The following is a 20,925-nucleotide window of genomic DNA, read 5'->3' as shown; positions in this document are numbered from 1 at the left end:
GTCCTCGCCATCGGGCGAGGACCGGCTCACGCCAAAGCCTCGGAAGGAGCGGTGAGCAGCGGGAACATCACCTCGACCCGGGTGCCCCCGCCCGGCTCGCCGCTCACCACGCAGATGCCGCCCAGCTCGGCCGCCCGCTCGCGCATCGACCCGAGCCCGACGCCCGACCGTACGGACTCGGGCAGCCCCTTGCCGTCGTCGGAGACGAGCACCCGCAGCCCCGACCGCTCCCGCTGGAGCACCACCCGGGCGCTGGAGGCCGCCGCGTGCTTGCGGACGTTCGTCAGGGCCTCCTGGACGATCCGGTAGACGGCCACCTCGACGGCGGCGGGCAGCCGGCTCAGGTCGCCCTCGACCTCCGCCTCGACCGTGATGCCCGGCGACGAGCGCTCGGCGAGGTCGCGTACGGCGCGGGCCAGGCCGAGGTCGTCGAGCGCGGGCGGGCGCAGGCCGTAGACCAGCTCGCGGATGTCGCCGGTGACGGCGGCCATGCCGGTGTGCAGCTCGCGCAGCAGCTCGTCGGCGGTGTCCGGGGAGTCGGCGAGGCTGAGCCTGGCCATGTTGATGGTCATCGCCATGGCCGAGAGGGTCTGGCCGAGCCCGTCGTGCAGGTCGCGGCGCAGGCGGCGGCGCTCCTCCTCGCGCGTGGTGAGGATGCGCTCGCGTGAACGCTGCAGGTCGGCGGCCATGCGGACGGCGTGGGCCACGTCGGCCGCGTACGGGGTGAGCGTGGTCAGCACCCGCTCGTTGTGCGCGGCCGGGAACCTGCGCGGCCCCGGCGGCCCGACGAGCAGCCGCCCCACCCGCTCACCGTGCCAGACGAGCGGCACCTCGCGCGGGCTGTCGCCGACCCGGCCGCTCTCGACGTAGCGGGGCTCGCCGTCGGCCACCTCGACGGCCACGCCCTCGACCGCGAGCCCGTCGCGCAGCACGCCGACCACGGCGGTGAGCGCGTTGGCCGGGTCGCCGCGGCGTACGGCCTGGGTGAGGCGCTCGGCGAGCAGGGCGGGGTCGCCGACGGACCCGTACAGCATCCGGTCCACGACCCGCTGGAGCAGGCGGCGCAGCGGCTGGAAGAACGCCCCGGCGAACAGCGCGGCGGCCACCCCGGCGACCTGGCCGTAGCCGGAGACCACCAGGCTGGACAGCGCGCCCGCGCCGAAATAGACCGCGCTGACCACGGCCACCACGCCGGCCGCCACGAAGGCGCGGCTGATCACCGTGTCGATGCCGTAGAGCCGGTAGCGCATCACCGAGAACGCCACCGCGAACGGGATGACCGCCGCCCACACGATCGCCGCCCACAGGAACTTCTGGGTGAAGGCCGCGACGACCAGGAAGATGATGTAGCCGGTGAAGGCCAGCAGCGGCCAGCCGATCTGCCGCCGCAGCACCGGGTCGGCCCCGCGCAGCCGCACCGCCAGCGAGAGCGCGGCCAGCGCCATGGCGAGGTAGATGCCGGTCCAGCCGACCGCCGCCAGCGTGTCGAGATAGGGCGTGAGCGCCGGCACGGCCAGCGGGTTGGGGATGACCTCCGGGAAGAGGTAGCCCGCCGCCGGCGGCGGCTCCTTGAAGGTGTTGCGGACCAGTGTGAGCGTGATCGACGCCCAGCCGAGCAGCAGCGCCGCCCGCCAGCGCGGGGACGGCAGCCGCCCGTCGGGCGAGTACAGCGGCAGCAGCATGGTGAGCGTCAGCCCGCACACCGCCCACCCGACGTTCGCCGGTAACCGCATCCAGCCGGCGAGTGCCAGGTCGCCCGAGGCGGCGGCGCGCAGCATCAGCGCGTCCGACAGGTCGCTGACCGCCGCCGCGAACCCGCCGACGCACATGAGCCAGGCCATGTTGAGTCGCGGCCGGTGCACGATGAGGAACGCGCCCACGGCGGGGAAGGTCAGCGCGACCGCCGACTGCGGGGAGGCGGTGAGCGCCGGCGTCCACGCGTCCGGCATCCCGGCCCACACCAGCCAGGACGCTACGCCGAGCACCGGCGAGACGGCGGCCATGATCATCGCGACCAGCCGCGCGGGCGTGGCCTTCCCGAGGTCGGCCTTCTCGATGTCGTCGGTGGGTCGGCCGCTCACTGTGCCCTCCGTCCTCCGGACCCGGCAGGAGGGGTCCGGGCAGAACGCATTATGCCCTGGCCCCATGAACCCATAGGGCCAGGACAATATAGGCGCTACTGGACGGTGATCGCCGCCTTCGCCGGCAAGGTCGTCCCCTGGACCTGGCCTGTCACGGTGAACGTGCCGGGCCTGGCGTACTTGTCGGGGTCGATCGCCTCCCAGGTCACCGGCACCGAGCTGTCCTTCGAGCCGTCGTTGAAGGTCGCGAGCACCGTGCCGGGCAGGGCGGGCGCGACCCCGGCACGCGTGGTCACGCTCTCCTCCGCGATCGAGGTGACGGTCACGGCGGCGTTGACCCGGACGTGCACGGTGGCCTCGACCGCCCCGCGCACGCCCTCGGCGAGCCCGGCGACGGTGAAGCTCCGGCCGCCGGTCGCGACCTGGGCGGGCGTGACCTGCTGCCAGGTGACCGCGGCCCGGCCGCGCCCGCCGTCCGCGTACGTGGTCTCGACCGTGGCGGGCAGCTCCGGCAGCACGCCCGCCAGGGTGGGGACGTGCACCGGGCGGACCGCGTCGGGCGGCACCGCGTACGCCTTGACCTCCAGCAGCCCGACCGAGGCCCCGCCGGCCTCCATCCGCACGCGCAGGCGCGAGGTGGTGACCGCGTCGAAGGAGACCGCGTTGTAGGCGTCGGCGGCGACCGGGTACGTGCCCGGGATGTCGGCGAAGGCGGTGCCGTTCCAGTACTGGAGCTGCCAGGAGGCGGGCACCCGCACGCCGCCGCCGTCGTCGAAGAAGTACACCTCGGCCTGGTCCAGCCGGACCGGCTCGGGCCAGTCGAGCTGGACCCACTGCGTGCCCTGCTGCGGCCAGGTGCCCCAGCGCGGGTTCGCGGCGTCGTTCGAGCTCGGCGGGTCGATGCCATCGTTGATCGCGGTGACCTTCTCCCACGGCGAGGTGTAGGAGGCGGTCGGCGTGGCGTAGGGGGCCACGTTCGCCCGCTCGCCCTGCGCGGTGGCGGTGACGGTGACGCTCGCGGCGGCGCTCTTCGCGCCGTCGCTCGCGGTCAGCTTCAGCGTGTACGTCCCCGGCTCCGAGAACGCGACCACGGTGGTCGTCCCGGCCGGCTCGGCGAAGAACGCCTCCCCCGGCCCGTCGACCTTGGACCACTGCGTGGTGAGCGTCCCCGACGGCAGCCCGTCGTCCTCGACCACGGCCTCGATCCTGACCTGGCCCGGCCGGTTGAAGGCGGTGTCGGGCACCGCCAGCACGGACGGCGCCCGGTTGGCCGCCGGGCGGGCCCCCTGACCGGTCAGGTACGCCTGCACCTCCTTCAGCCCGGCCGCCTGCCCCGGACGGGCGGTGGGCAGCACCCGCAGCTTCGCGGTGGTGACGGCCGGGAAGCGCACCTCGTTGAGGTTCGCCCGTGGGTAGGCGGGGGTGCGCGCCTGGCCGGGCACGTCCTTCCAGGCGCCGGCGGCGTCCTGGTACTGGACACGGTAGACCGCGGGCTCGGCGTAGCGCTTGCGGTCGGCGTAGAAGTAGAGCCTGACCAGGTCCACCTTGCGCCGCCCGCCGAGGTCGGTCTCCAGCCACTCGCCGCCGCCCCAGTACGGCTCGTTGATCGTGAACCCGTCGGCGGCCCCGGTCGCGTCGCCGGAGGCGGCGGTGGCCAAGGCGACCAGGTTCGGCCGGGTGGAGCGCAGGTCCACGCCGGCCTTCTGGAACAGGTCGGTGACGCGCTCGCCTTCCAGCTCCACCTGGGTCGGCGCCTTCATGGACGGGGCCTTCTCCGCGTGCGTGGCGACGGCGCCCTCGACCTGGCCGGTCCGGGGGTCCCAGATCGCGTGCCTGAGCTCCGGCAGGGTGACCTTGCGCTTGCCGTTCACGAGGATCGAGTAGCCCTCGGGCACGCCCGCGTAGTGTGTGGTCCCGTCGCCGGGCTTGTCCCAGACGATGGTGAGGTCGTCGCCCCGGTAGTCGACGCCGTTGACGGTGAAGTGGTCCCAGCCGATGTCCACCGGCCACAGCTCGACCTTGCCGTCCGAGCGCGGGCGCAGGCCCATGGCGTCCTCGATGACCGTCCAGTTGCTGCTGCCCAGGATCGTGTGGTGGATCCAGGAGCGGTAGCCGATCGTCCTGGTGTCCGGCTTCCAGTCCGCCCAGAACTCGTTGGCGTCGGGGTAGCGGGTGTCGCCGCCGACGTACTGCGACCAGGCGTTCCAGTAGAGGAGCTGCTTGTACTGCGCGGCCGTCAGGTACGGCGAGGCGTACTCGCGCAGCGCCTTCGAGAACAGCGCGAAGTTCCGCGTCGAGTTGATCTGCGAGAAATTGTTCGAGCCCGGCTTGCCCTGGGCGGCCGCCTCGGCCTTGTCCTTCTGGTTGGCGGTGTACGCCGGGAAGATCGGGTACTCCGCCGGGTCGGCCCACAGCCGCAGCGCCTCCCGGTACTTCGGGTCGTCGGCGGGCACCAGGCCGGTCGCGAACGGGATGTAGTTGTTGGACTCCTTCCAGGGGATGAGGTTGCCGGTCTGCAGGTCGCGGTGCTTGAACAGCTTGTCCTGCTCGTCCCAGAGCAGGGTGAGGATGCCGTTCTTCACCTTGTCGGCCACGGCGCGCAGCTCGGCGGCCTTCGCCTGGTCGCCGCTCAGCTCGTACGCCTGCGCCGCCGCCATCGCGTTGGCGTGGACGTAGGCGCCCTCCAGCCGCTCGTTGGCCCGGTCGTAGTAGTGGAAGGAGACGGCGTCGGCGTCGTTGCCGGTCATCGCCTCCCAGTCGTACTCGATGACGCCGTTGCCGTTGGAGTCGTAGGCGGCGAGCTGGCCGCGTACGTCCTTCTCCGCGTAGCGGGCCAGGTTGCGCAGGATCGCGGGCTGCCCGCCGTGGATCTGGTAGCTCTCCAGGGCGGCGGCCGAGATGTACTGCGTGTAGCTGTTCGACCAGTTCTCCGGGTCGCCCGGGTTGTCGGTGTACTTCGAGTTGCGCGACACCTCGCCCGCCGACACCCACGGCCCGTACGAGTAGATCGGGTCGCGCAGGTACTTCAGGTCCTGCACGAACATCGGCACGGTCAGCACGATCGCGTTGTTGTAGCCGAGCGCGCCCTCGACCGACGTCGGGAACTGGAAGTCGTTGCCCGGGATGTCGGCGTCGAGGAAGTTGAAGCGCATCAGCCACCAGCGGTAGTAGACGAACTTCTTGATGTTCTCGTCGGGCACGTCGATGTACGGCAGGTTCTCCGCCCACCAGGCGTTGTAGTCCTGGAGCTGGCGGCGCAGCGCCTGCTGCGGCGAGCGGTCCCGGTAGGCGTCGTACTCGGCGCGCGAGCCCGGCAGCTCCTCGGTGACGAAGCCCATCTGCACCTTCGTGCGGACGGTCCGGCCGGGGCCGACCGTGAGCGTGCCCTTGAGCTCGCCGCCGGCCGCCTTGAGCCCGTCGCCGCTCAGCCTCGGGAAGATCGTGGTCAGCTTGTTCCTCGCCGCGACGACGCCGGTCAGCTCGCGCTCGCCGTCGGCGGTCCGCGCGTACGGCGAGGTCACGGTGACCGGGACGCTCCGCGCGGCCGTCCCGGTGTTGGTGATCTCCAGGGTGGTGACGGCCACGTTCTCGGCGGTGACGAACTTCTTGACGCCGACCGACAGGCCGTCACCGGTGTAGACGCCGCTCCAGTGGCTCGGCATCTGCAGCCGCTTCGGCACGTCCTCGGCGAGCGCCGTGCCCAGCGAGATGGTGTAGGCGTCCCGGTCGTCGATGCTCTCCCAGTACGCGACCGCCCCGCCGAACCCGAGCTTCGCCGGATCGTGCGTCTTCATGAACAGCGCCCGCCCGCGCGACATCAGCCACGTCCCCGCCGGGTCGTCCCCCGGCCGGGCGAGCATCCGGTCGATCCAGTACGAGTCGCCGCCCTTCTCCTTGGCGTAGATCGCCTTCATCATCCGCCGCGGGTCGTACCCGACCGGCTCGTCGGGCACCGGGTCGTCGCCCGTGAACACCGGCATCCCCAGGTCGGGGGCCGCCGCCGCGGGCGAGGTCATGAGCGAGACCGTGAGCGCCAGCACGGTGAGCAGCGCCATCTTCCGCATGGTCACTCCCCGGCCCCGACCGGCAGCCAGACCCGCATGGTCGCGGGGCCGCGATTGCCCCACCGGTGGTACGGCACCAGCCGCAGACCGGCGTCCGCACCCGAAGGACGCCCGTCCGGCTCGTGGCCGTACGGCCAGCCCGGCGGCTCGCTGCCGCCGCCGAGCGACGCGGCGACCTCCAGCTCGACCACCCCGTCCACGTGGTGCTCCACGGGCGGGGCCACGCGGGCGGCGAGGTCGCCGAGCGGCGGCTCGTCGGCCACCGACTCCGCGCAGTAGACCAGCGGCCCGCGCTCCACGGCGGCGCTGCCCCGCAGCGCGTCCACGCGCCGGTCGGGGAACGTCCAGCGCGGCGCCATCGGCAGCTCCAGTCGCAGCTCGTCGCCGGTCCGCCAGGGGCCGTCCGCGACGGCGTAGCCGGGGGCGACCTCGCGGACCTCGCCGCGGTGCGTGAGCCGCGCGCCCTCCGCCCAGGCCGGGACGCGCAGAGCGATCCTGCCCCTGCCGCCGGTCAGCGCCCGCACGGTCACCGCGCCGTCCCACGGGTAGCCGGTCTCCACCTTGACCGCGAGCTCCCCGTGCCTGATCTCGGCCGGGGTCGGGTGGTGGATCTGGATGCCGTCCGCCGTGGCGGTGGCGACGTACGCGGGCAGCGAGGCCAGCGTGCGGGCGATGTTGTTCGGGCAGCAGGCGACGTCGAACCAGGGCGAGCGCAGCCCGCCCTCGGGGCCGTGGTTCACCCCGTCGAGCGGCACGGCGGGCACCCGCACCTGCAGCGGGTTGGCGTAGAAGAACGAGCGGCCGTCCAGCGCGACGCCGGTCGCCAGCATGTTGTAGAGCGTCCGCTCGGCCAGGTCGGCGTAGCGCACGTCGCCGGTCGCCAGCAGCAGCCGGTGGGACAGCATGACGGAGGCGATGCTCGCGCAGGTCTCGTTGTAGGCCCGGTCGGGCGGCAGCTCGTAGTCCTCGCCGAACGACTCGTCCGTGTGGCGCGAGCCCATGCCGCCGGTCAGGTGCGTACGCCGGGCGACCGTGCGCTCCCACTGCGCCTCGACCGCCTTCAGCAGCTCCTCGTCGCCGGTCTCGACGGCCACGTCCACGACGCCGGAGGCCAGGTAGAGGGCCCGTACGACGTGGCCGCGGAACACCTGGGCCTGCCGTACCGGCTGGTCGTCCTGGTAGTAGGCGCGGCCGAAGGGGATGTCGGCGAGCGCGGGCAGGCCGCGGCGCTCGACGAAGCGGCGGGCCATCTCCAGGTAGCGCTCGGTCCCCGTCGCCCGGTACAGCTCGACCAGCGCCATCTCGATCACCGGGTGCCCGCAGGTCTGCGTGCCCTCCATGAAGCGGCGGCACACGTGGTCGGCGGCCCGCACCGCGACCCTGGTCAGCGTGTCCTCGCCGTGCGTGCGCAGCCGGGCCACCCCGGCCTGGATGAGGTGGCCGTAGCAGTAGAGCTCGTGGCCCCACTCCAGGTCGGTGTAGCGGCTGCCGGTCCAGCGGGTGTTGAGGTAGCCGTCGCCCTCCTGCGCGCCCGCCACGATCTCGGCCAGCGCGGGCAGCCCCGGATGGTCGGCCCAGGCCATGGCCTCCAGCAGCTTGTAGATCTCCGAGTCGCTGAACTCGCGGCCCCGTCTCGGGCGCTCGCCCCGGAAGTTGCCGATCCAGCCTTCGCGCTCTTCCCATTCCTGGCAGTGGGCGATCGTGACCTCGCGGTTGAGCGCCACCCGGTCGCCCCAGAAACCGGGCGAGAGGCGTACCGCGTCGAGGCCGAGGGGGGACAGGACGCCCGATGAGGGCAGGACGGGATTAGCCACGCAGAGCTCCTGACATGAATCCGCGCACGTAGTGGCGCTGCAGCACGATGAACAGGACGAGACAGGGGATGGCCATGACCATGACGCCGGCCTGGAGCATGCCGTAGTCGACGGCGCCGAACGTGCGCTGCGTCATGCTGACCACGGCCACCGGCAGCGTGAACGACGCGCCGTCGTTGAGCAGGATGAGCGGCGCGAAGAAGTCGTTCCACGAAGCGAGGAAGGCGAACAGCCCGACCGTGATCAGCGCCGGCCGCACGGCCTTCAGCAGGATGCCGGAGAAGGCGCGGAACGTGCCGCAGCCGTCCACCAGCGCCGCCTCCTCCAGCTCGCGCGGCAGCGCCTCGAACGCGTTGCGCATCATGAACAGCGCGAACGGGAGCTGGAACATCACGAACACCAGCGACAGCCCGACGAGCGAGTTCTGCAGGCCGAGGTAGCCGAGCAGCACGTAGAGCGGGATGAGGATGGTCGCGTACGGCACCATGAGGATCGCCAGCGTGGCGAGGAACAGCACGTTCTTGCCGGGGAAGTCGAAGCGGGCGAAGCCGTAGCCGCCGAGCGCCGAGACGACCAGCGTGCCAGCCACGGTCATGACGGAGACAAGGACGCTGTTGGTGGCGTACGTGCCGAGGCCCTCGCCGAAGCCGGCCATCTCCAGGTAGTTGGACGGGTCCTCCAGCGACGCCCAACCGCTCCACACCAGGGGGAACAGGAACAGCACCGCCAGCGCCGACAGCGTGAGATAGCGGCTCATCGCAGCCTCCGCATCATGAACGTGTTGAGGCCGACGAGGGCCACGAGCAGCACGACCGACAGCGCCGCCGCGCCGCCGAGGTCGAAACGGAAGAAGGCGTCCCGGTAGACGACCATGACCATCGACACCGTGCTGTTGTCCGGGCCGCCGTTGGTGAAGACGAAGAACTGGTCGAAGGCGAGCAGCGAGCCCGTCACGCTGAGGATGAGCATGAGGGCCAGCGTCGGGCGCAGCAGCGGCAGGGTGATCCTCGTGAAGATCTGCCGGCGGTTGGCGCCGTCGCTGCGGGCGGCCTCGTACACCTCGGTCGGGATGGCCTGCAGGCCGGTGAGCAGGATGAGCATGTTGAACCCGGCGAAGCGCCAGATCACCAGCGTGATCGTGGAGAACAGCGCCATGTTCGGGGTGCCGATCCACTTGACCGGCTCGCTGGTGAGGCCGATGGCCTGGAGCATCGGGTCGATGGGGCCGAAGTCGTTGTTCAGCATGCCGTAGAACAGCAGGCCCGCCGCCGCGAAGCCGACCGCGCCCGGCAGGAAGAACGCGGTGCGGAAGAACCCGATGCCCGGCCTGCGGTCCTGCACGAGCAGGGCCAGCCCGAGCGCCACCGCCGACAGCAGGACGGTGGTGAGGGCGGTGTACTTCAGCGTGAAGAGCACCGCGTCGACGAAGAGCGGGTTGTCGGCGATCTTGGTGTAGTTGTCCGGGGCGTTGAACGCCGGGGCGCCGAGCAGGGGCCAGCGGTTGAGCGACATCCAGACCACCAGCACCAGGGGCGCGACGAAGAGCACGCCCACGATGACGGCCGTCGGGGCCGCGTACAGCCAGCCCTGGATCTTCCTGCTCCGCCACCGGGCGGAGGGCGCGCCGTGGGCCGCCCGCCGCCCGGAACGGGTCATCGTCAGGGTCATTGCTGCAGGGACTTCGTGATCTCGGCGTTGAACTGCGGGAGCTTGGAGGCGTCGCCGAAGACGGCCTCACGGGCGTAGCGCAGCCACGGGCCCTGCGGGTCGTTGAAGGTCTGGCCGAAGCGCAGGGCGAACGGGGTCTGGCCCTTGGCCACCAGCGAGTTGATCAGCACCACGCGCGGGTCCTCGGACGAGTACTTGTTGCCGGCCAGGTCGGTGCGCGCGAGCACGTCCTTGTTCTTGGCCATGACCTCGACCTGGGCCTCGTCGCCGACCGTCCAGGACAGGAACTCCCAGGCGGCGTCGGCGTTCTTGGTGGTGGAGCTGATGCCGATCGAGTCGCCGCCGACGAACGTCGACTCGCCGCCGTCGGGGCCGGCGATCGGGGCGACGCCGATCTTCATGTCCTTCGGCATCAGGCCGAGCGTGGTCGAGGGCATCGGCATGACGCCGATCTCGCCCTTCGGGAAGAAGCCCGTCCAGGTCGGGCCCTGCTCCTCCTTGGCGGTAGGGCCGGTGACCTTCTTCTCGTACAGCTCGCGCCAGATCTTGAAGACCTCGGTCATGGCGGGCTGGTCGTTGAGCGACTGGGTGCCCTCGGCGTTCATGACCTGGCCGCCGGCCGCCCAGACGGAGGGCCAGAAGGTGAAGACGTAGCAGCCGCCGCAGTTGCCGCCGAAGAACGTGCCGTGGACCTTGCCGTCCTTGCCCAGCTTCTCCTGGACGGCGGTGGCCTGCTGGGCGAACTCCTTCAGCGACTTCGGGCCCTGCTCGGGGTCGAGGCCGGCCTTCTCGTACAGGTCCTTGTTCCAGAACCAGACCGACAGGTCGAGGGTGTGCGGCAGCGTGTACATGCGGCCGTCGAGCGTGCCCAGCTTGATGTGCGAGGGGGCGAGCTTGTCCTTGTACGGCAGAGCCGCCAGTCTGTCGGTGATGTCCAGGAACAGACCCTGGGAGGTGTAGTTCGGGACGAAGATGACGTCGGCCGCGAACACGTCGGGGAGCTGCTTGGCCCCGGCCGCGGCGGCGATGCGCGGCTGATAGTTGTCCGTCGGGATGACGGTGAGCTTGACCTGGTTCTTATGGGTCTTGTTGTACTGCTGGACCAGCCGCTCGCTCTGGGTCTGGGTGGCGGCGCGGGTCCACATCGTGATCGTGACGGGGCCCGCCTCCTGGGCGCCGCCGTCGCCGCCGTTCCCGCCGTTTCCGCAGGCCGCGGCCGTGAGCGCTAACACACCGAGAAGGGAGATCCCGGCCAGCCTTCGTCTCATGTTGTGCTCCTGGACTTAAAGGTTTTCGGAAACGTAGAAGAAACACGGACCTCTGTCAATGGGTGCTAGGGTGCTAAGCAGTTCACAGCGACCGAAAAGGGTTTCGAAGCATGGCGACTAAGCGGGCGACCATCAACGATGTGGCCTCGCTGGCGGGGGTGTCGATCGCCACGGCGTCCAAGGCGCTGAACGGGCGGCAGGACGTACGCGCCGCCACGCGCGAGCGGGTGCTCGCCGCCGCGGCCCAGCTCTCCTTCCAGCCGAACGCCCTCGCCAGAGGGCTGCTGTCCGGCCAGACGCGCACGGTCGGGCTGCTGACCTCCGACAGCGTCGGCCGGTTCGGCATCCCGGTGCTGCTCGGCGCCGAGAACGCCTTCGGAGCCGGCGAGATGGCCGTGCTGCTCTGCGACGCCCGCGGCGACGCCATCAGGGAGCAGCACCACCTGCGGGCGCTGCTGTCACGCCGGGTGGACGGGCTCATCGTCGTGGGCGAGAGCACCGACCCGCGGCCGTCCGTGAGCAAGGACCTGCCGGTGCCGGTCGTCTACGCCTACGGGCCCTCCGACGACCCGGAGGACGTCTCGTTCGTGCCCGACGACGTGGGCGCCGCCGCCATGGCCGTCAACCACCTGCTCGCCCTCGGCCGCCGCCGCATCGCCCACGTCACCGGCCCCACCCACTACAAGGCCGCCCGCGACCGCGAGGAGGGCGCCCGCCTCGCCCTGGAGGCGGCGGGCCTCCCCCAGGCCGGCCAGACCCTCTCCGGCCCGTGGTCGCAACGCTGGGGCCGGCACGCCGCCGAGATGCTGCTGATGTCCGAGCCCGAGATCGACGCCGTCTTCTGTGGCAGCGACCAGATCGCCGCCGGCTTCGTCGAGGCCGCCCGCGAACGCGGCCGGCGGGTGCCCGACGACATCGCGGTCGTCGGCTACGACAACTGGGAGGTCCTGTCCACGGAGACCCGGCCGGCGCTGACGACCGTGGACATGAACCTCGAGTCACTGGGCCGGACCGCGGCCCAGCACCTGTTCGCCGCGATCGACGGCAAGGCGACGCCCGGCGTCCACAAGATGCCCTGCCAACTCGTCATCCGCGACTCCACCTCCCCACCCGGCATCTCCTGACCCCTGGGAGCGTTGATCTTTGGGCGTCGAGGCATGCTCGCTTCATTGCTCCCCGCCGTCCTCTGGGATCGGCGGGGCCTTTTCATGCCGGGCATTTCCCGCCTGGCGCGACGACCAAGATCTTCAGGGCGTTCCTAGTCGACATCGAGGAGGCGCCTCAAGGACTCGGGTAGAGCGGTCAGATAGTTGCCATCCAGGTTGAGCCCGGTGAGAGCGGGCAGGTCGCCCAGCCACTCGGGCAGAACGGTCAGCCGGTTGTCGTACAGGTCGAGCCAACCGAGGGCGGTGAGGTTCCTCAAGGACTCGGGCAGAACAGTCAACTGATTGCCGGCCAGGTCGAGCGCTTCGAGGGCGGTGAGGTTCCTCAAGGACTCGGGCAGAACGGTCAACTGATTACCGGCCACGTTGAGGTCGGTGAGAGCGGTGAGGTTCCCCAGCCACTCAGGCAGAACGGTCAGCCGGTTCCCGTACAGGCCGAGCGATTCGAGGGCGGTGAGGCTCCTCAAGGACTCGGGCAGAACGGTCAACTGATTACTGGCCACGTTGAGCACGGTGAGGGCGGTGAGGTTCCTCAAAGACTCGGGCAGAACAGTCAACTGATTACCGCCCACGTTGAGCTCGGTGAGAGCGGTGAGGTTCCCCAGCCACTCAGGCAGAACGGTCAACTGATTGCCGCCCAGGTTGAGCCGTTCGAGCGCGGTGAGCTGGGCGAGTGACCCGGGCACCGTGCTCAGCTGGAGACGGCGCAGGTCGAGGTCGGTTGATCCGTCCTCCGAGCACTCGGTTATCCGTGTGGCGGCGATCGCCTGGCCTTCCTCGGAGTCCATCATGATCTCTTTTTTCCTTGTCCACTCGCGCGCCTGGGCTCGCCCTGCGCCATACCGGTCGCCGTCCCCTCCTCGGCCGCTTCGGGCACGAGGATCGACGATGACGATAGAGACGGGCACTGGAGAATGACTTGTAAGTCATGGGTCGGCCCGGCCGGCGGGGCTGGTAATCCGGATTAGCACTGCGGGAACCCTTGACACCCGGCGCGGGGGAGGCGAACAATTCCGGCATTGCCCCTCGCGCTAATGCGCATTAGCTGAGGAACGTCATGCCTCCCCCCGATCCCTCGTCACACCGTCGCCTCACCCAGCGCGACATCGCCCGCCTGGCGGGCGTCAGCCAGACCACCGTCTCCCTGGTGCTCAACAACCGGGCCGGCGCCGACTCGCGGATTCCGGCCGAGACCAGGGACCGGGTGCTGCGGGTGATCCGGGAGACCGGGTACGTCGCCGATCCGGCGGCCCGGCGGCTGGCGGCGCGGCGCAATCGCATGCTCGGGGTGTTCACCTACGAGCCCGTCTTCCCGAGCGCGACCGGCGATTTCTACCACCCGTTCCTCGTCGGGATCGAGGAGTGCGCCGAGCAGTTCGGGTGCGACCTGCTGCTGTTCACCAGCGCGCCCACCGTGGACGGGCGCAAGCGCGTCTACCACCAGGACAACCGGCTGCGCCTCGCCGACGGATGCGTGCTGCTCGGGCGCGAGCTGGACCGGGAGGACCTGGCGCGGCTGGTGGGCGAGCGCTACCCGTTCGTGTCGGTGGGGCGGCGTGACGACGCGGGCGGCACGGTGCCGTACGTCGGCGCCGACTACGTCTCGGCCGTCCGGGACCTGGTGGTGAAGGCCCGCGCGCTGGGCCACGAGCGGGTCGCGTACCTGGGGCACGGGGTCGGCGCCGAGTCGTACGCCGACCGTTTCCGCGGCTTCGCCGACGCCGTCGAGCGTCCGCTGCGGCTCGTGCCCGGCGAGGCCGCCGACATGGCGGAGCGGGTGCTGGCGGCGGGCGTCACGGCGGTGTTCGCCGAGGAGTACGCCGACGCCGTCGCCCTCGCCGACCTGCTGGGCAGGCGCGGCGTCAGCGTTCCCGGCGACCTGTCGATCCTGACCCTGGGCGACCCCACCCGCCCGGCGCCGACCGACATCGACTTCACCGGCTTCCTCATCCCCCGCAGGGAGATGGGCCGGCAGGCGGTCGAGGACCTGACCGAGCTGATCGAGGGCGGACCGCCCGTCCAGCGGCTGTTGCCGTGCGAGCTGACCGAGGGCGTCACCCTGGCGCCCCCCACCAAGTGAAAGGATCGGAGTTGCGCGAGTCGAGCACCGAGGTGCTGATCGTCGGGGGCGGCCTCGGAGGAGTGGCCGCGGCGCTCGCGGCCCTGCGGGCGGGCAGGAAGGTGGTGCTGACCGAGGAGTACGACTGGCTCGGCGGCCAGCTCACCAGCCAGGCCGTCCCGTCCGACGAGCACACCTGGGTCGAGCAGTTCGGCATCACCGCGAGCTATCGGGCGCTGCGTGAGGGCATCCGCGACTACTACCGCCGCCACTACCCGCTCACCGAGGGCGCGCGCGCCTGGCGGGCGCTCAATCCGGGCGCGGGCTGGGTGAGCCCCCTGTGCCACGAGCCGCGGGTGGCGGTCGCGGTCATCGACGCCATGCTCGCCCCCTACATCGGCGGCGGGCGGCTGACGGTGCTGCGGCCGTACCGGCCGGTGGCGGCCGAGGTGGACGGCGACCGGGTGACGGCGGTCCGGCTCGCGAATCGCGACGGCGGCGACGAGCGCTGGATCACGGCCCCGTACATCCTGGACGCGACCGAGACCGGCGAGCTGCTGCCGCTGACCGGCACCGAGTACGTCACCGGCTTCGAGTCGCAGGCCGACACCGGCGAGCCGAGCGCCCCGGCGACCGCCCAGCCGCTCAACATGCAGGCCGTCTCCGTCTGCTTCGCGATGGACCACGTGGACGGCGACCACACGATCGACCGGCCGGAGCGCTACGACTTCTGGCGGACGTACCAGCCGGAGTTCTGGGGCGGGCCCATCCTCGGCTGGCGCAGCCCGAACCCGCGCACGCTGGAGATCACGGAACGTTCCTTCACCCCCAACCCGGGCGACGACCCGCTCCAGGTCCACGCCGACCAGCGGCGCAACCCCGGCGACGGCAACCTGTGGACCTTCCGCAGGATCGCCGCCAAGGACCTGTTCACGCCGGGCGCGTACGCCAGCGACATCACCCTCGTCAACTGGCCGATGATCGACTACCTGGAGGGCGGGATCGTCGACGTCCCCGACGCCGCGGAGAACCTGCGGCGGGCGAAGGAGCTGTCGCTGTCGGTCCTGTACTGGATGCAGACCGAGGCGCCGCGTCCCGACGGCGGCACCGGCTGGCCGGGGCTGCGGCTGCGCGGCGACGTCACCGGCTCGGCCGACGGCCTGGCCCAGGCCCCGTACGTGCGCGAGTCCCGCCGCATCCGCGGCGCGTACACGATCGTCGAGCAGGACCTGTCGCTGGCCGTGCGCGGCGACAAGGGCGCCGTCCGCTACCCCGACTCGGTCGGCATCGGCATGTACCGCATCGACCTGCACCCGTCCACAGGCGGGGACAACTATCTCGACGTGCCGAACAGCCCGTTCGAGATCCCGCTCGGCGCGCTGCTCCCCCGCCGCGTCGAGAACCTTCTCCCGGCGGGCAAGAACCTCGCTACCACGCACATCACCAACGGCTGCTACCGGCTGCACCCGGTCGAGTGGAACATCGGGGAGGCCGCCGGCGCGCTGGCGGCGTTCTGCCTCGACCGGTCGACCACGCCGCACGCCGTGCGGCAGGACCCGGCCCTGCTCGCCGCGTTCCAGGACCGCCTGGAGGCGCAGGGCGTCGAACTCCACTGGCCGGACGTCACCGGCTACTGATCCCCCCTTCTGTACTCCCCCTCTGCAAGGAGCGCCGATGCGCATCACCCTGGCCGCCGCCGGCCTCGCGGGACTGCTCGTCCTCACCGCCTGCGGCTCTGGCGGCGACGAGACCGCGAGCGGGCCCGCCGCGCTGCGGATGACGGTCTGGACCGGCAACGCCGAGCACCTCGACCTGCTCAACGCGATCGCCGCCGACTATCTGAAGACCCACAAGGACGTGGCGTCGATCAAGTTCGACACGCTGCCGCTGGAGAACTACACGACCACGCTGACCACGCAGATGGCCGGCGGCAACGCGCCCGACCTGGCCTGGATCCTGGAGAACTCGGCGCCCGACTTCGTCGGCTCGGGCGCGCTCGCGCCCCTGGACAACCTGGTGAAGCCGGAGGAGTTCGCCCCCGCGACCACGAAGCTGTGGCAGCGGGACGGCAAGCTGTACGCCTACCCGTTCTCCACCTCGCCCTTCGGCGTCTTCGTCAACGAGGACCTGCTGAAGCAGGCGGGCCAGAAGGTCCCGAAGGCCGGCTGGACGTGGGAGCAGGCGGTCGAGACGGCGGCGGCGGTCAACGCGAAGACGGGCAAGGCCGGCCTGGTGGTCCGCGACTTCGACTACAAGGGCTGGGACAACCTGGCCACCGTGTGGGGCGGCTGGGGCGCCGAGGCGTGGAGCGAGGACGGCCGGACCTGCGGCTTCACCAAGCCCGAGATGGTCGAGGCGATGACGTTCCTGCACAAGGCGATCTTCGAGAAGAAGGCGCTGCCCGGTCCCGGCACCACGGCCGACTTCTTCGCCGGTGAGGCCGCGATGACGATCACCCAGATCTCCCGCGCCTCCCTGCTCAAGGACGCCACCTTCACGTGGGACCTGATCCCGCTGCCGACCGGCCCGAAGGGCGGCTACAGCGTGATCGGCCAGGCCGGCGTCGGCGTGGTCAAGAAGAGCCCGAACGCCGCCAAGGCCGCCGACTTCCTGGCCTTCCTCTCCAACCCGGACAACGCCGCCAAGCTCGGCCAGTTCTTCCCGCCGCCGCGCACGCCGCTGCTGACCGCCGACGGCCTGGGCAAGAGCAACCCGCTGCTCAAGCCGGAGCAGCTCCAGCAGGTCGTCATCGACGGCATCGCGAACGGCCGGGTCAAGCCCAACCACGCCGGCCAGGCCGAGCTGGCTCAGACCGTACGGGCCGGGCTCGACCCGCTCTGGCAGCCGGGCGCCGACGTGGCCAAGACGCTCGCCGGGGTCTGCGCCGCGATCCAGCCGATGCTGGCCAAGTGACGGCATGATGGCGATCGACGTCCGTCCCGGCGGTCGCTGGTGGACCGCGCGCCGCCGCGACCACCTGGTCGGCTACGCGTTCGTGGCCCCGCAGTTGCTCGGCAGCCTGCTGTTCGTGTTCCTGCCGCTCGGGCTGGTCGTCTACTACAGCCTGCACGAGTGGAACGTTCTGGCCGACACCTTCGACTTCGTCGGCGGCGACAACTACCGGCAGCTCCTCGCCGACCCGAACGTCCCCAAGGTGCTCACCGCGACCGCGGTGTTCTCGGCCGGCCTGGTGGTGTTCAACCTGTCGCTGGCGATGCTGCTCGCGGTGCTGCTGAACCAGCGGCTGCGCGGCACGGTGGTGTTCCGTACGGTGTTCTTCTCGCCGGTGGTGGTCTCGCTGGTGGCCTGGACCATCGTGTGGGGCTTCATGCTCCAGCGGAACGGCGGCGTCAACGCGTTCCTGGACGTGCTGGGCGTCGAGGGGCCCAACTGGCTGCGTACGGGCTCGGGCGCGATGGTGTCGGTGATCGCCGTCCAGGTCTTCAAGAACGTCGGGCTCAACATGGTGCTGTTCCTGGCCGCGCTGCAAGGCGTGCCCAAGGAGCTGTACGAGGCCGCGCGGCTCGACGGCGCGGGCGCGTGGGCCCGGTTCACCCGGATCACCCTGCCGATGATCAGCCCGACCGTGCTGCTCACCTCGATCATCACGGTCGCCGGGTCGCTCCAGGTCTTCGCCCAGATCGCGGTGCTCACCCAGGGCGGCCCCGGCACGTCCACGACCGTGCTCGTCTACTACCTCTACCAGCAGGCGTTCCAGTTCCACCACTTCGGCTACGGCGCCACGCTGTCGGTGCTGCTCTTCGTGATCGTGCTCGCCCTCACCGTGCTGCAGTGGCGGATGCGCAGGAGGTGGGTGTTCCTTGAGACGTAAGACTCTTCTGTACGGCGTCCTGTGCGTCTTGTGCGTGCCGTTCGTCTTCCCGACCTGGTGGATGGTCACCTCGTCGCTGAAGCCGGTCAACGAGATCTTCGCCTTCCCGCCGTCGCTGCTGCCGAACGCGCCGCGGCTGGAGGCGTACCGGCAGGTGTTCGAGCTGCAGCCGTTCGCGCAGCAGTACTGGAACAGCCTCTACATCGCGGCCGTGGTGACGGCCGGGACGCTGGCGATCTCGGCGCTGGCCGGCTGGGCGTTCGCGCGCATCCGCTTCCGCGGCTCGAACGCGTTGTTCCTGGTGATCCTGGTCGGGCTGCTGATCCCGAGCGAGGTCACGATCGTCCCGCTGTTCCGGCTGTTCCACTCGGCGGGGCTGACGGACACGCACTGGCCGCTCATCCTCGTGCCGGTGCTGGGCGCGCCGAGCGTGCTGGCCACGTTCATCATGCGGCAGTTCTTCCTCGCGCTGCCGAAGGAGCTGGACGAGGCGGCGGCCGTGGACGGGCTCGGACGGCTGGCCACGTTCTGGCGGATCGGGCTGCCGCTGGCCCGGCCCGCGATCGGCGCGGTGGCGATCTTCACGTTCCTGCACAGCTGGAACCTGTACCTGGAGCCGATCGTCTTCCTCACCACGCCGGAGCGGTTCACGCTGCCGCAGGCGCTCACCCAGTTCGTGGACGCCTACGGCGGGCCCATGTGGAACGTGCAGCTGGCCGCCGCCTCGATGACGGCGCTGCCGGTGCTCGTGGTGTTCGTGCTGGCGCAGAAGCAGTTCGTGGAGGGGCTGGCGCACACGGGTCTCAAGGGATGATTTGCTGGAAGCATGCCTGATCTCGTTGTCGACGGCGGCGACAAGCTGTGCGTGCAGCTCCTCATCGAGCTGCGCGGGCACGTGCGCCGCGCCGGCCCCGGCGCCGTGATCCATCTGATCGCCACCGACCCGGCCGCGCCCGTCGACCTGCCGGCCTGGTGCCACCTCACCGGGCACACCTACCTGGGGCCGGTCGAGGGAGCGGGGCGGCCGACGTTCGCGCTGCGGGTGGCGGAGGAGGCGCACGAGACGCAGGACGCGCGGCCCTGGCACGTGGCTTGACCGGTTAACGGAGGTCTGCTCCGGGTGGCCTACAGTTAGAGGCGGTTACCCGGTTCAGGGCGGGAGCCAGGTCAAGAGAGGGAGTCCGTGAAGCGACCGACGATCGCCGACATCGCCAGCAGGGCGGGCGTCTCCAAAGTGGCGGTGTCCTACGCGCTCAACGGGCAGCCCGGCGTGTCGGAGGCGACACGGGCCAGGATCGTCGCCATCGCCGAGGAGATCGGCTGGCGGCCCAACAGCGCCGCGCGGGCGCTCAACGGGGCCCGCGCCGACTGCGTGGGGCTCGCGCTCTGCCGTCCCGCCCGGGTCCTCGGCGTCGAGCCGTTCTTCATGGAGCTGATCAGCGGCATCGAGGGGGTGCTGGCCGACCGGTCCTACGCGCTGCTGCTCCAGGTCGTCACCAGCCACCAGCAGGAGAGCGAGGTCTACCGGCGCTGGTGGGGCGAGAGCCGCATCGACGGCGTCTTCCTCGTCGACCTGCACACCTCCGACACCAGGATCGGCGAGCTGGAGCGGCTCGGCATGCCGGCCGTGGTCATCGGGCACCCGTCGCAGTCGGGCTCGCTGTCGGCGATCTGGTCCGACGACGGGCAGGCCGTCCGCGAGACGGTCGGCTACCTCGTGGCGCTCGGTCACCGGCGCATCGCCCGGGTGGCGGGGCTGCCCGAGCTGGTGCACACCGCGCTGCGCGACCGGGCCTTCGCCGAGGCGTGCCAGGGGGTGGCCGAGCCGGTCACGGTCCACACCGACTACACCGGCGAGGAGGGCGCCCGCGCCACGCGCCGCCTGCTCAGCTCGCCCGACCGGCCGACGGCGATCATCTACGACAACGACATCATGGCCGTGGCCGGGCTCTCGGTGGCCCAGGAGATGCGGGTCGAGGTGCCGCGCGACCTGTCCGTGGTGGCCTGGGACGACTCGCCGCTGTCGCGGGTCGTCCGTCCGCCGCTGACGGCGCTCACCCGCGACATCCCGGCGTACGGGGCGCACGCGGCGCAGCGGCTGCTCGCGCTGATCGCCGGGGAGAGCGTCCCCCCGTACGAGGACCAGGCGGCGGCGCTCACGCCGCGCGGCAGCACCGGCCCCGCCCCGCTGTAGCGTCCCGGCACGTGTCGCGCGGCCGGGGCCGGCGGCTGGCAGACCGCGTGGCCCTGCGCGCGACACGTGCCGCCCCCTCCTTCGCGGCGGGTCCGACCTCACTGAGCGCTCGGGCCGACGGTCGAATACCTCCATGTCGCCTCGAATCTGGACGGGCGCGTAACGCCAGGTCTGCGGGGTAGGCGGCCCCCATGACTGAGAGCCTTGACACCGATCTGCTCTGGGAAGAGTTCCACCGCGCGGTCAACATGAACTCGGAGGAGCTGCGCTCGTACCTGCTGGCGGACGCGTCGAACGAGGACGGCTTCCCGCCCGACCCCGACCTCGGCATCGACGAGCTCGGACGGGGCGTGCTGCACGTCCTGAGCAAGCGCAAGGGCGATCTCACCAGGACCGATCTCGACGTGATGCGGCAGGTCATCGAGCTGGTCGAGACCCTGGACGGCCGGACCGACGACGAGTCGCGGCGCGAGCTGATGTCCGTCGGCCACGACCCGCTGCGAGGCTGACCCCCTACCGGGGGCGCGCACTGCAAGAATGGGTCTTCGTCCATCCGAGGAGATCCGTTGAGAGACAACCTCGACCTCGCCGCGAGCGCCCAGAAGCTGGCCGACGCCGCCCCGACGGGATCGATCGACCGCGCCGCCGCCTCGTCCGTGGCCATCACGCTCGCCACCACCCGCGACATCGACCAGGCCAGGGAGACCCTGGGCGGGCTCTCCCCCGAGGAGGTGCGCGAGGCCGCGCTGGAGCTCTTCGACCGGCTCTCCGCCGACTCCTAG

Annotated in this window: 17 protein-coding genes; 10 read left to right on the top strand and 7 right to left on the bottom strand. The window is 71.1% G+C overall.

Annotated elements, in window-relative coordinates:
* Positions 1-26: 26 nt before the first annotated feature.
* The 6 genes from AC27IY_RS21155 to AC27IY_RS21130 all read right to left on the bottom strand — a co-directional run bounded on the left by AC27IY_RS21155 (position 27) and on the right by AC27IY_RS21130 (position 10,895).
* Complete coding sequence (locus AC27IY_RS21155) at positions 27-2,081, bottom strand: sensor histidine kinase (RefSeq protein ID WP_487178934.1); 2,055 nt, start codon at positions 2,079-2,081, stop codon at positions 27-29.
* Positions 2,082-2,176: 95 nt separating this feature from the next.
* Positions 2,177-6,145, bottom strand: coding sequence for an Ig-like domain-containing protein (locus tag AC27IY_RS21150; RefSeq protein ID WP_487178933.1), 3,969 nt, complete (start codon positions 6,143-6,145; stop codon positions 2,177-2,179).
* 2 nt (positions 6,146-6,147) lie between these two features.
* Positions 6,148-7,959, bottom strand: a complete 1,812-nt coding sequence (locus tag AC27IY_RS21145; RefSeq protein WP_371249683.1) for a glycoside hydrolase family 127 protein — start codon at positions 7,957-7,959, stop codon at positions 6,148-6,150.
* Positions 7,952-8,716 carry a carbohydrate ABC transporter permease gene (locus AC27IY_RS21140; RefSeq protein WP_364455577.1) on the bottom strand — a complete coding sequence of 255 codons (765 nt, stop codon included), beginning with the start codon at positions 8,714-8,716 and terminating at the stop codon, positions 7,952-7,954. The genes AC27IY_RS21145 and AC27IY_RS21140 overlap by 8 nt, the downstream gene beginning before the upstream one ends.
* Positions 8,713-9,627 carry a carbohydrate ABC transporter permease gene (locus tag AC27IY_RS21135; protein ID WP_487178932.1) on the bottom strand — a complete coding sequence of 305 codons (915 nt, stop codon included), beginning with the start codon at positions 9,625-9,627 and terminating at the stop codon, positions 8,713-8,715. The genes AC27IY_RS21140 and AC27IY_RS21135 overlap by 4 nt, the downstream gene beginning before the upstream one ends.
* Positions 9,624-10,895: an ABC transporter substrate-binding protein gene (locus AC27IY_RS21130; protein WP_487178931.1), complete on the bottom strand. Its 1,272-nt coding sequence runs from the start codon at positions 10,893-10,895 to the stop codon at positions 9,624-9,626. Before AC27IY_RS21130 ends, AC27IY_RS21135 begins: the two co-directional genes overlap by 4 nt.
* Before the next feature lie 110 nt (positions 10,896-11,005).
* On the opposite strand from AC27IY_RS21130, the gene AC27IY_RS21125 reads away from it, so the two are divergent.
* Entirely contained in the window at positions 11,006-12,019 is a 1,014-nt protein-coding gene (locus tag AC27IY_RS21125) for a LacI family DNA-binding transcriptional regulator (RefSeq protein WP_344211480.1), read from the top strand.
* 134 nt (positions 12,020-12,153) lie between these two features.
* Here AC27IY_RS21125 and AC27IY_RS21120 read toward each other — a convergent pair whose 3' ends face one another.
* Positions 12,154-12,849, bottom strand: a complete 696-nt coding sequence (locus AC27IY_RS21120; RefSeq protein ID WP_487178930.1) for a leucine-rich repeat domain-containing protein — start codon at positions 12,847-12,849, stop codon at positions 12,154-12,156.
* A gap of 266 nt (positions 12,850-13,115) precedes the next feature.
* On the opposite strand from AC27IY_RS21120, the gene AC27IY_RS21115 reads away from it, so the two are divergent.
* From AC27IY_RS21115 to AC27IY_RS21075, 9 genes are all read left to right on the top strand, one after another.
* The gene (locus tag AC27IY_RS21115) at positions 13,116-14,138 is read left to right on the top strand and encodes a LacI family DNA-binding transcriptional regulator (protein WP_487178929.1); all 1,023 of its coding nucleotides are present in this window, start codon (positions 13,116-13,118) and stop codon (positions 14,136-14,138) included.
* Between the two features lie 11 nt (positions 14,139-14,149).
* Positions 14,150-15,754 carry an FAD-dependent oxidoreductase gene (locus AC27IY_RS21110; protein WP_487178928.1) on the top strand — a complete coding sequence of 535 codons (1,605 nt, stop codon included), beginning with the start codon at positions 14,150-14,152 and terminating at the stop codon, positions 15,752-15,754.
* Positions 15,755-15,791: 37 nt separating this feature from the next.
* The gene (locus tag AC27IY_RS21105) at positions 15,792-17,030 is read left to right on the top strand and encodes an ABC transporter substrate-binding protein (RefSeq protein WP_344211488.1); all 1,239 of its coding nucleotides are present in this window, start codon (positions 15,792-15,794) and stop codon (positions 17,028-17,030) included.
* Positions 17,031-17,034: 4 nt separating this feature from the next.
* On the top strand, positions 17,035-17,949 hold the full coding sequence (locus AC27IY_RS21100; RefSeq protein WP_344211490.1) for a carbohydrate ABC transporter permease: 915 nt from the start codon (positions 17,035-17,037) through the stop codon (positions 17,947-17,949).
* On the top strand, positions 17,939-18,763 hold the full coding sequence (locus tag AC27IY_RS21095) for a carbohydrate ABC transporter permease (protein ID WP_329589420.1): 825 nt from the start codon (positions 17,939-17,941) through the stop codon (positions 18,761-18,763). The genes AC27IY_RS21100 and AC27IY_RS21095 overlap by 11 nt, the downstream gene beginning before the upstream one ends.
* 12 nt (positions 18,764-18,775) lie before the next feature.
* Positions 18,776-19,045: a sulfurtransferase TusA family protein gene (locus tag AC27IY_RS21090; RefSeq protein ID WP_344211493.1), complete on the top strand. Its 270-nt coding sequence runs from the start codon at positions 18,776-18,778 to the stop codon at positions 19,043-19,045.
* Positions 19,046-19,132: 87 nt separating this feature from the next.
* Entirely contained in the window at positions 19,133-20,143 is a 1,011-nt protein-coding gene (locus AC27IY_RS21085) for a LacI family DNA-binding transcriptional regulator (protein ID WP_344211495.1), read from the top strand.
* A 191-nt stretch (positions 20,144-20,334) separates the two neighbouring features.
* Positions 20,335-20,652 carry a DUF3140 domain-containing protein gene (locus AC27IY_RS21080; RefSeq protein ID WP_344211497.1) on the top strand — a complete coding sequence of 106 codons (318 nt, stop codon included), beginning with the start codon at positions 20,335-20,337 and terminating at the stop codon, positions 20,650-20,652.
* A 57-nt stretch (positions 20,653-20,709) separates the two neighbouring features.
* Positions 20,710-20,925, top strand: coding sequence for a hypothetical protein (locus tag AC27IY_RS21075; protein ID WP_371249677.1), 216 nt, complete (start codon positions 20,710-20,712; stop codon positions 20,923-20,925).

The sequence above is a fragment of the Nonomuraea sp. B208 genome (assembly GCF_057536035.1).
Note: the sequence above shows the minus strand (reverse complement) of the source record. Positions and strands in the feature narration are given on the sequence as shown.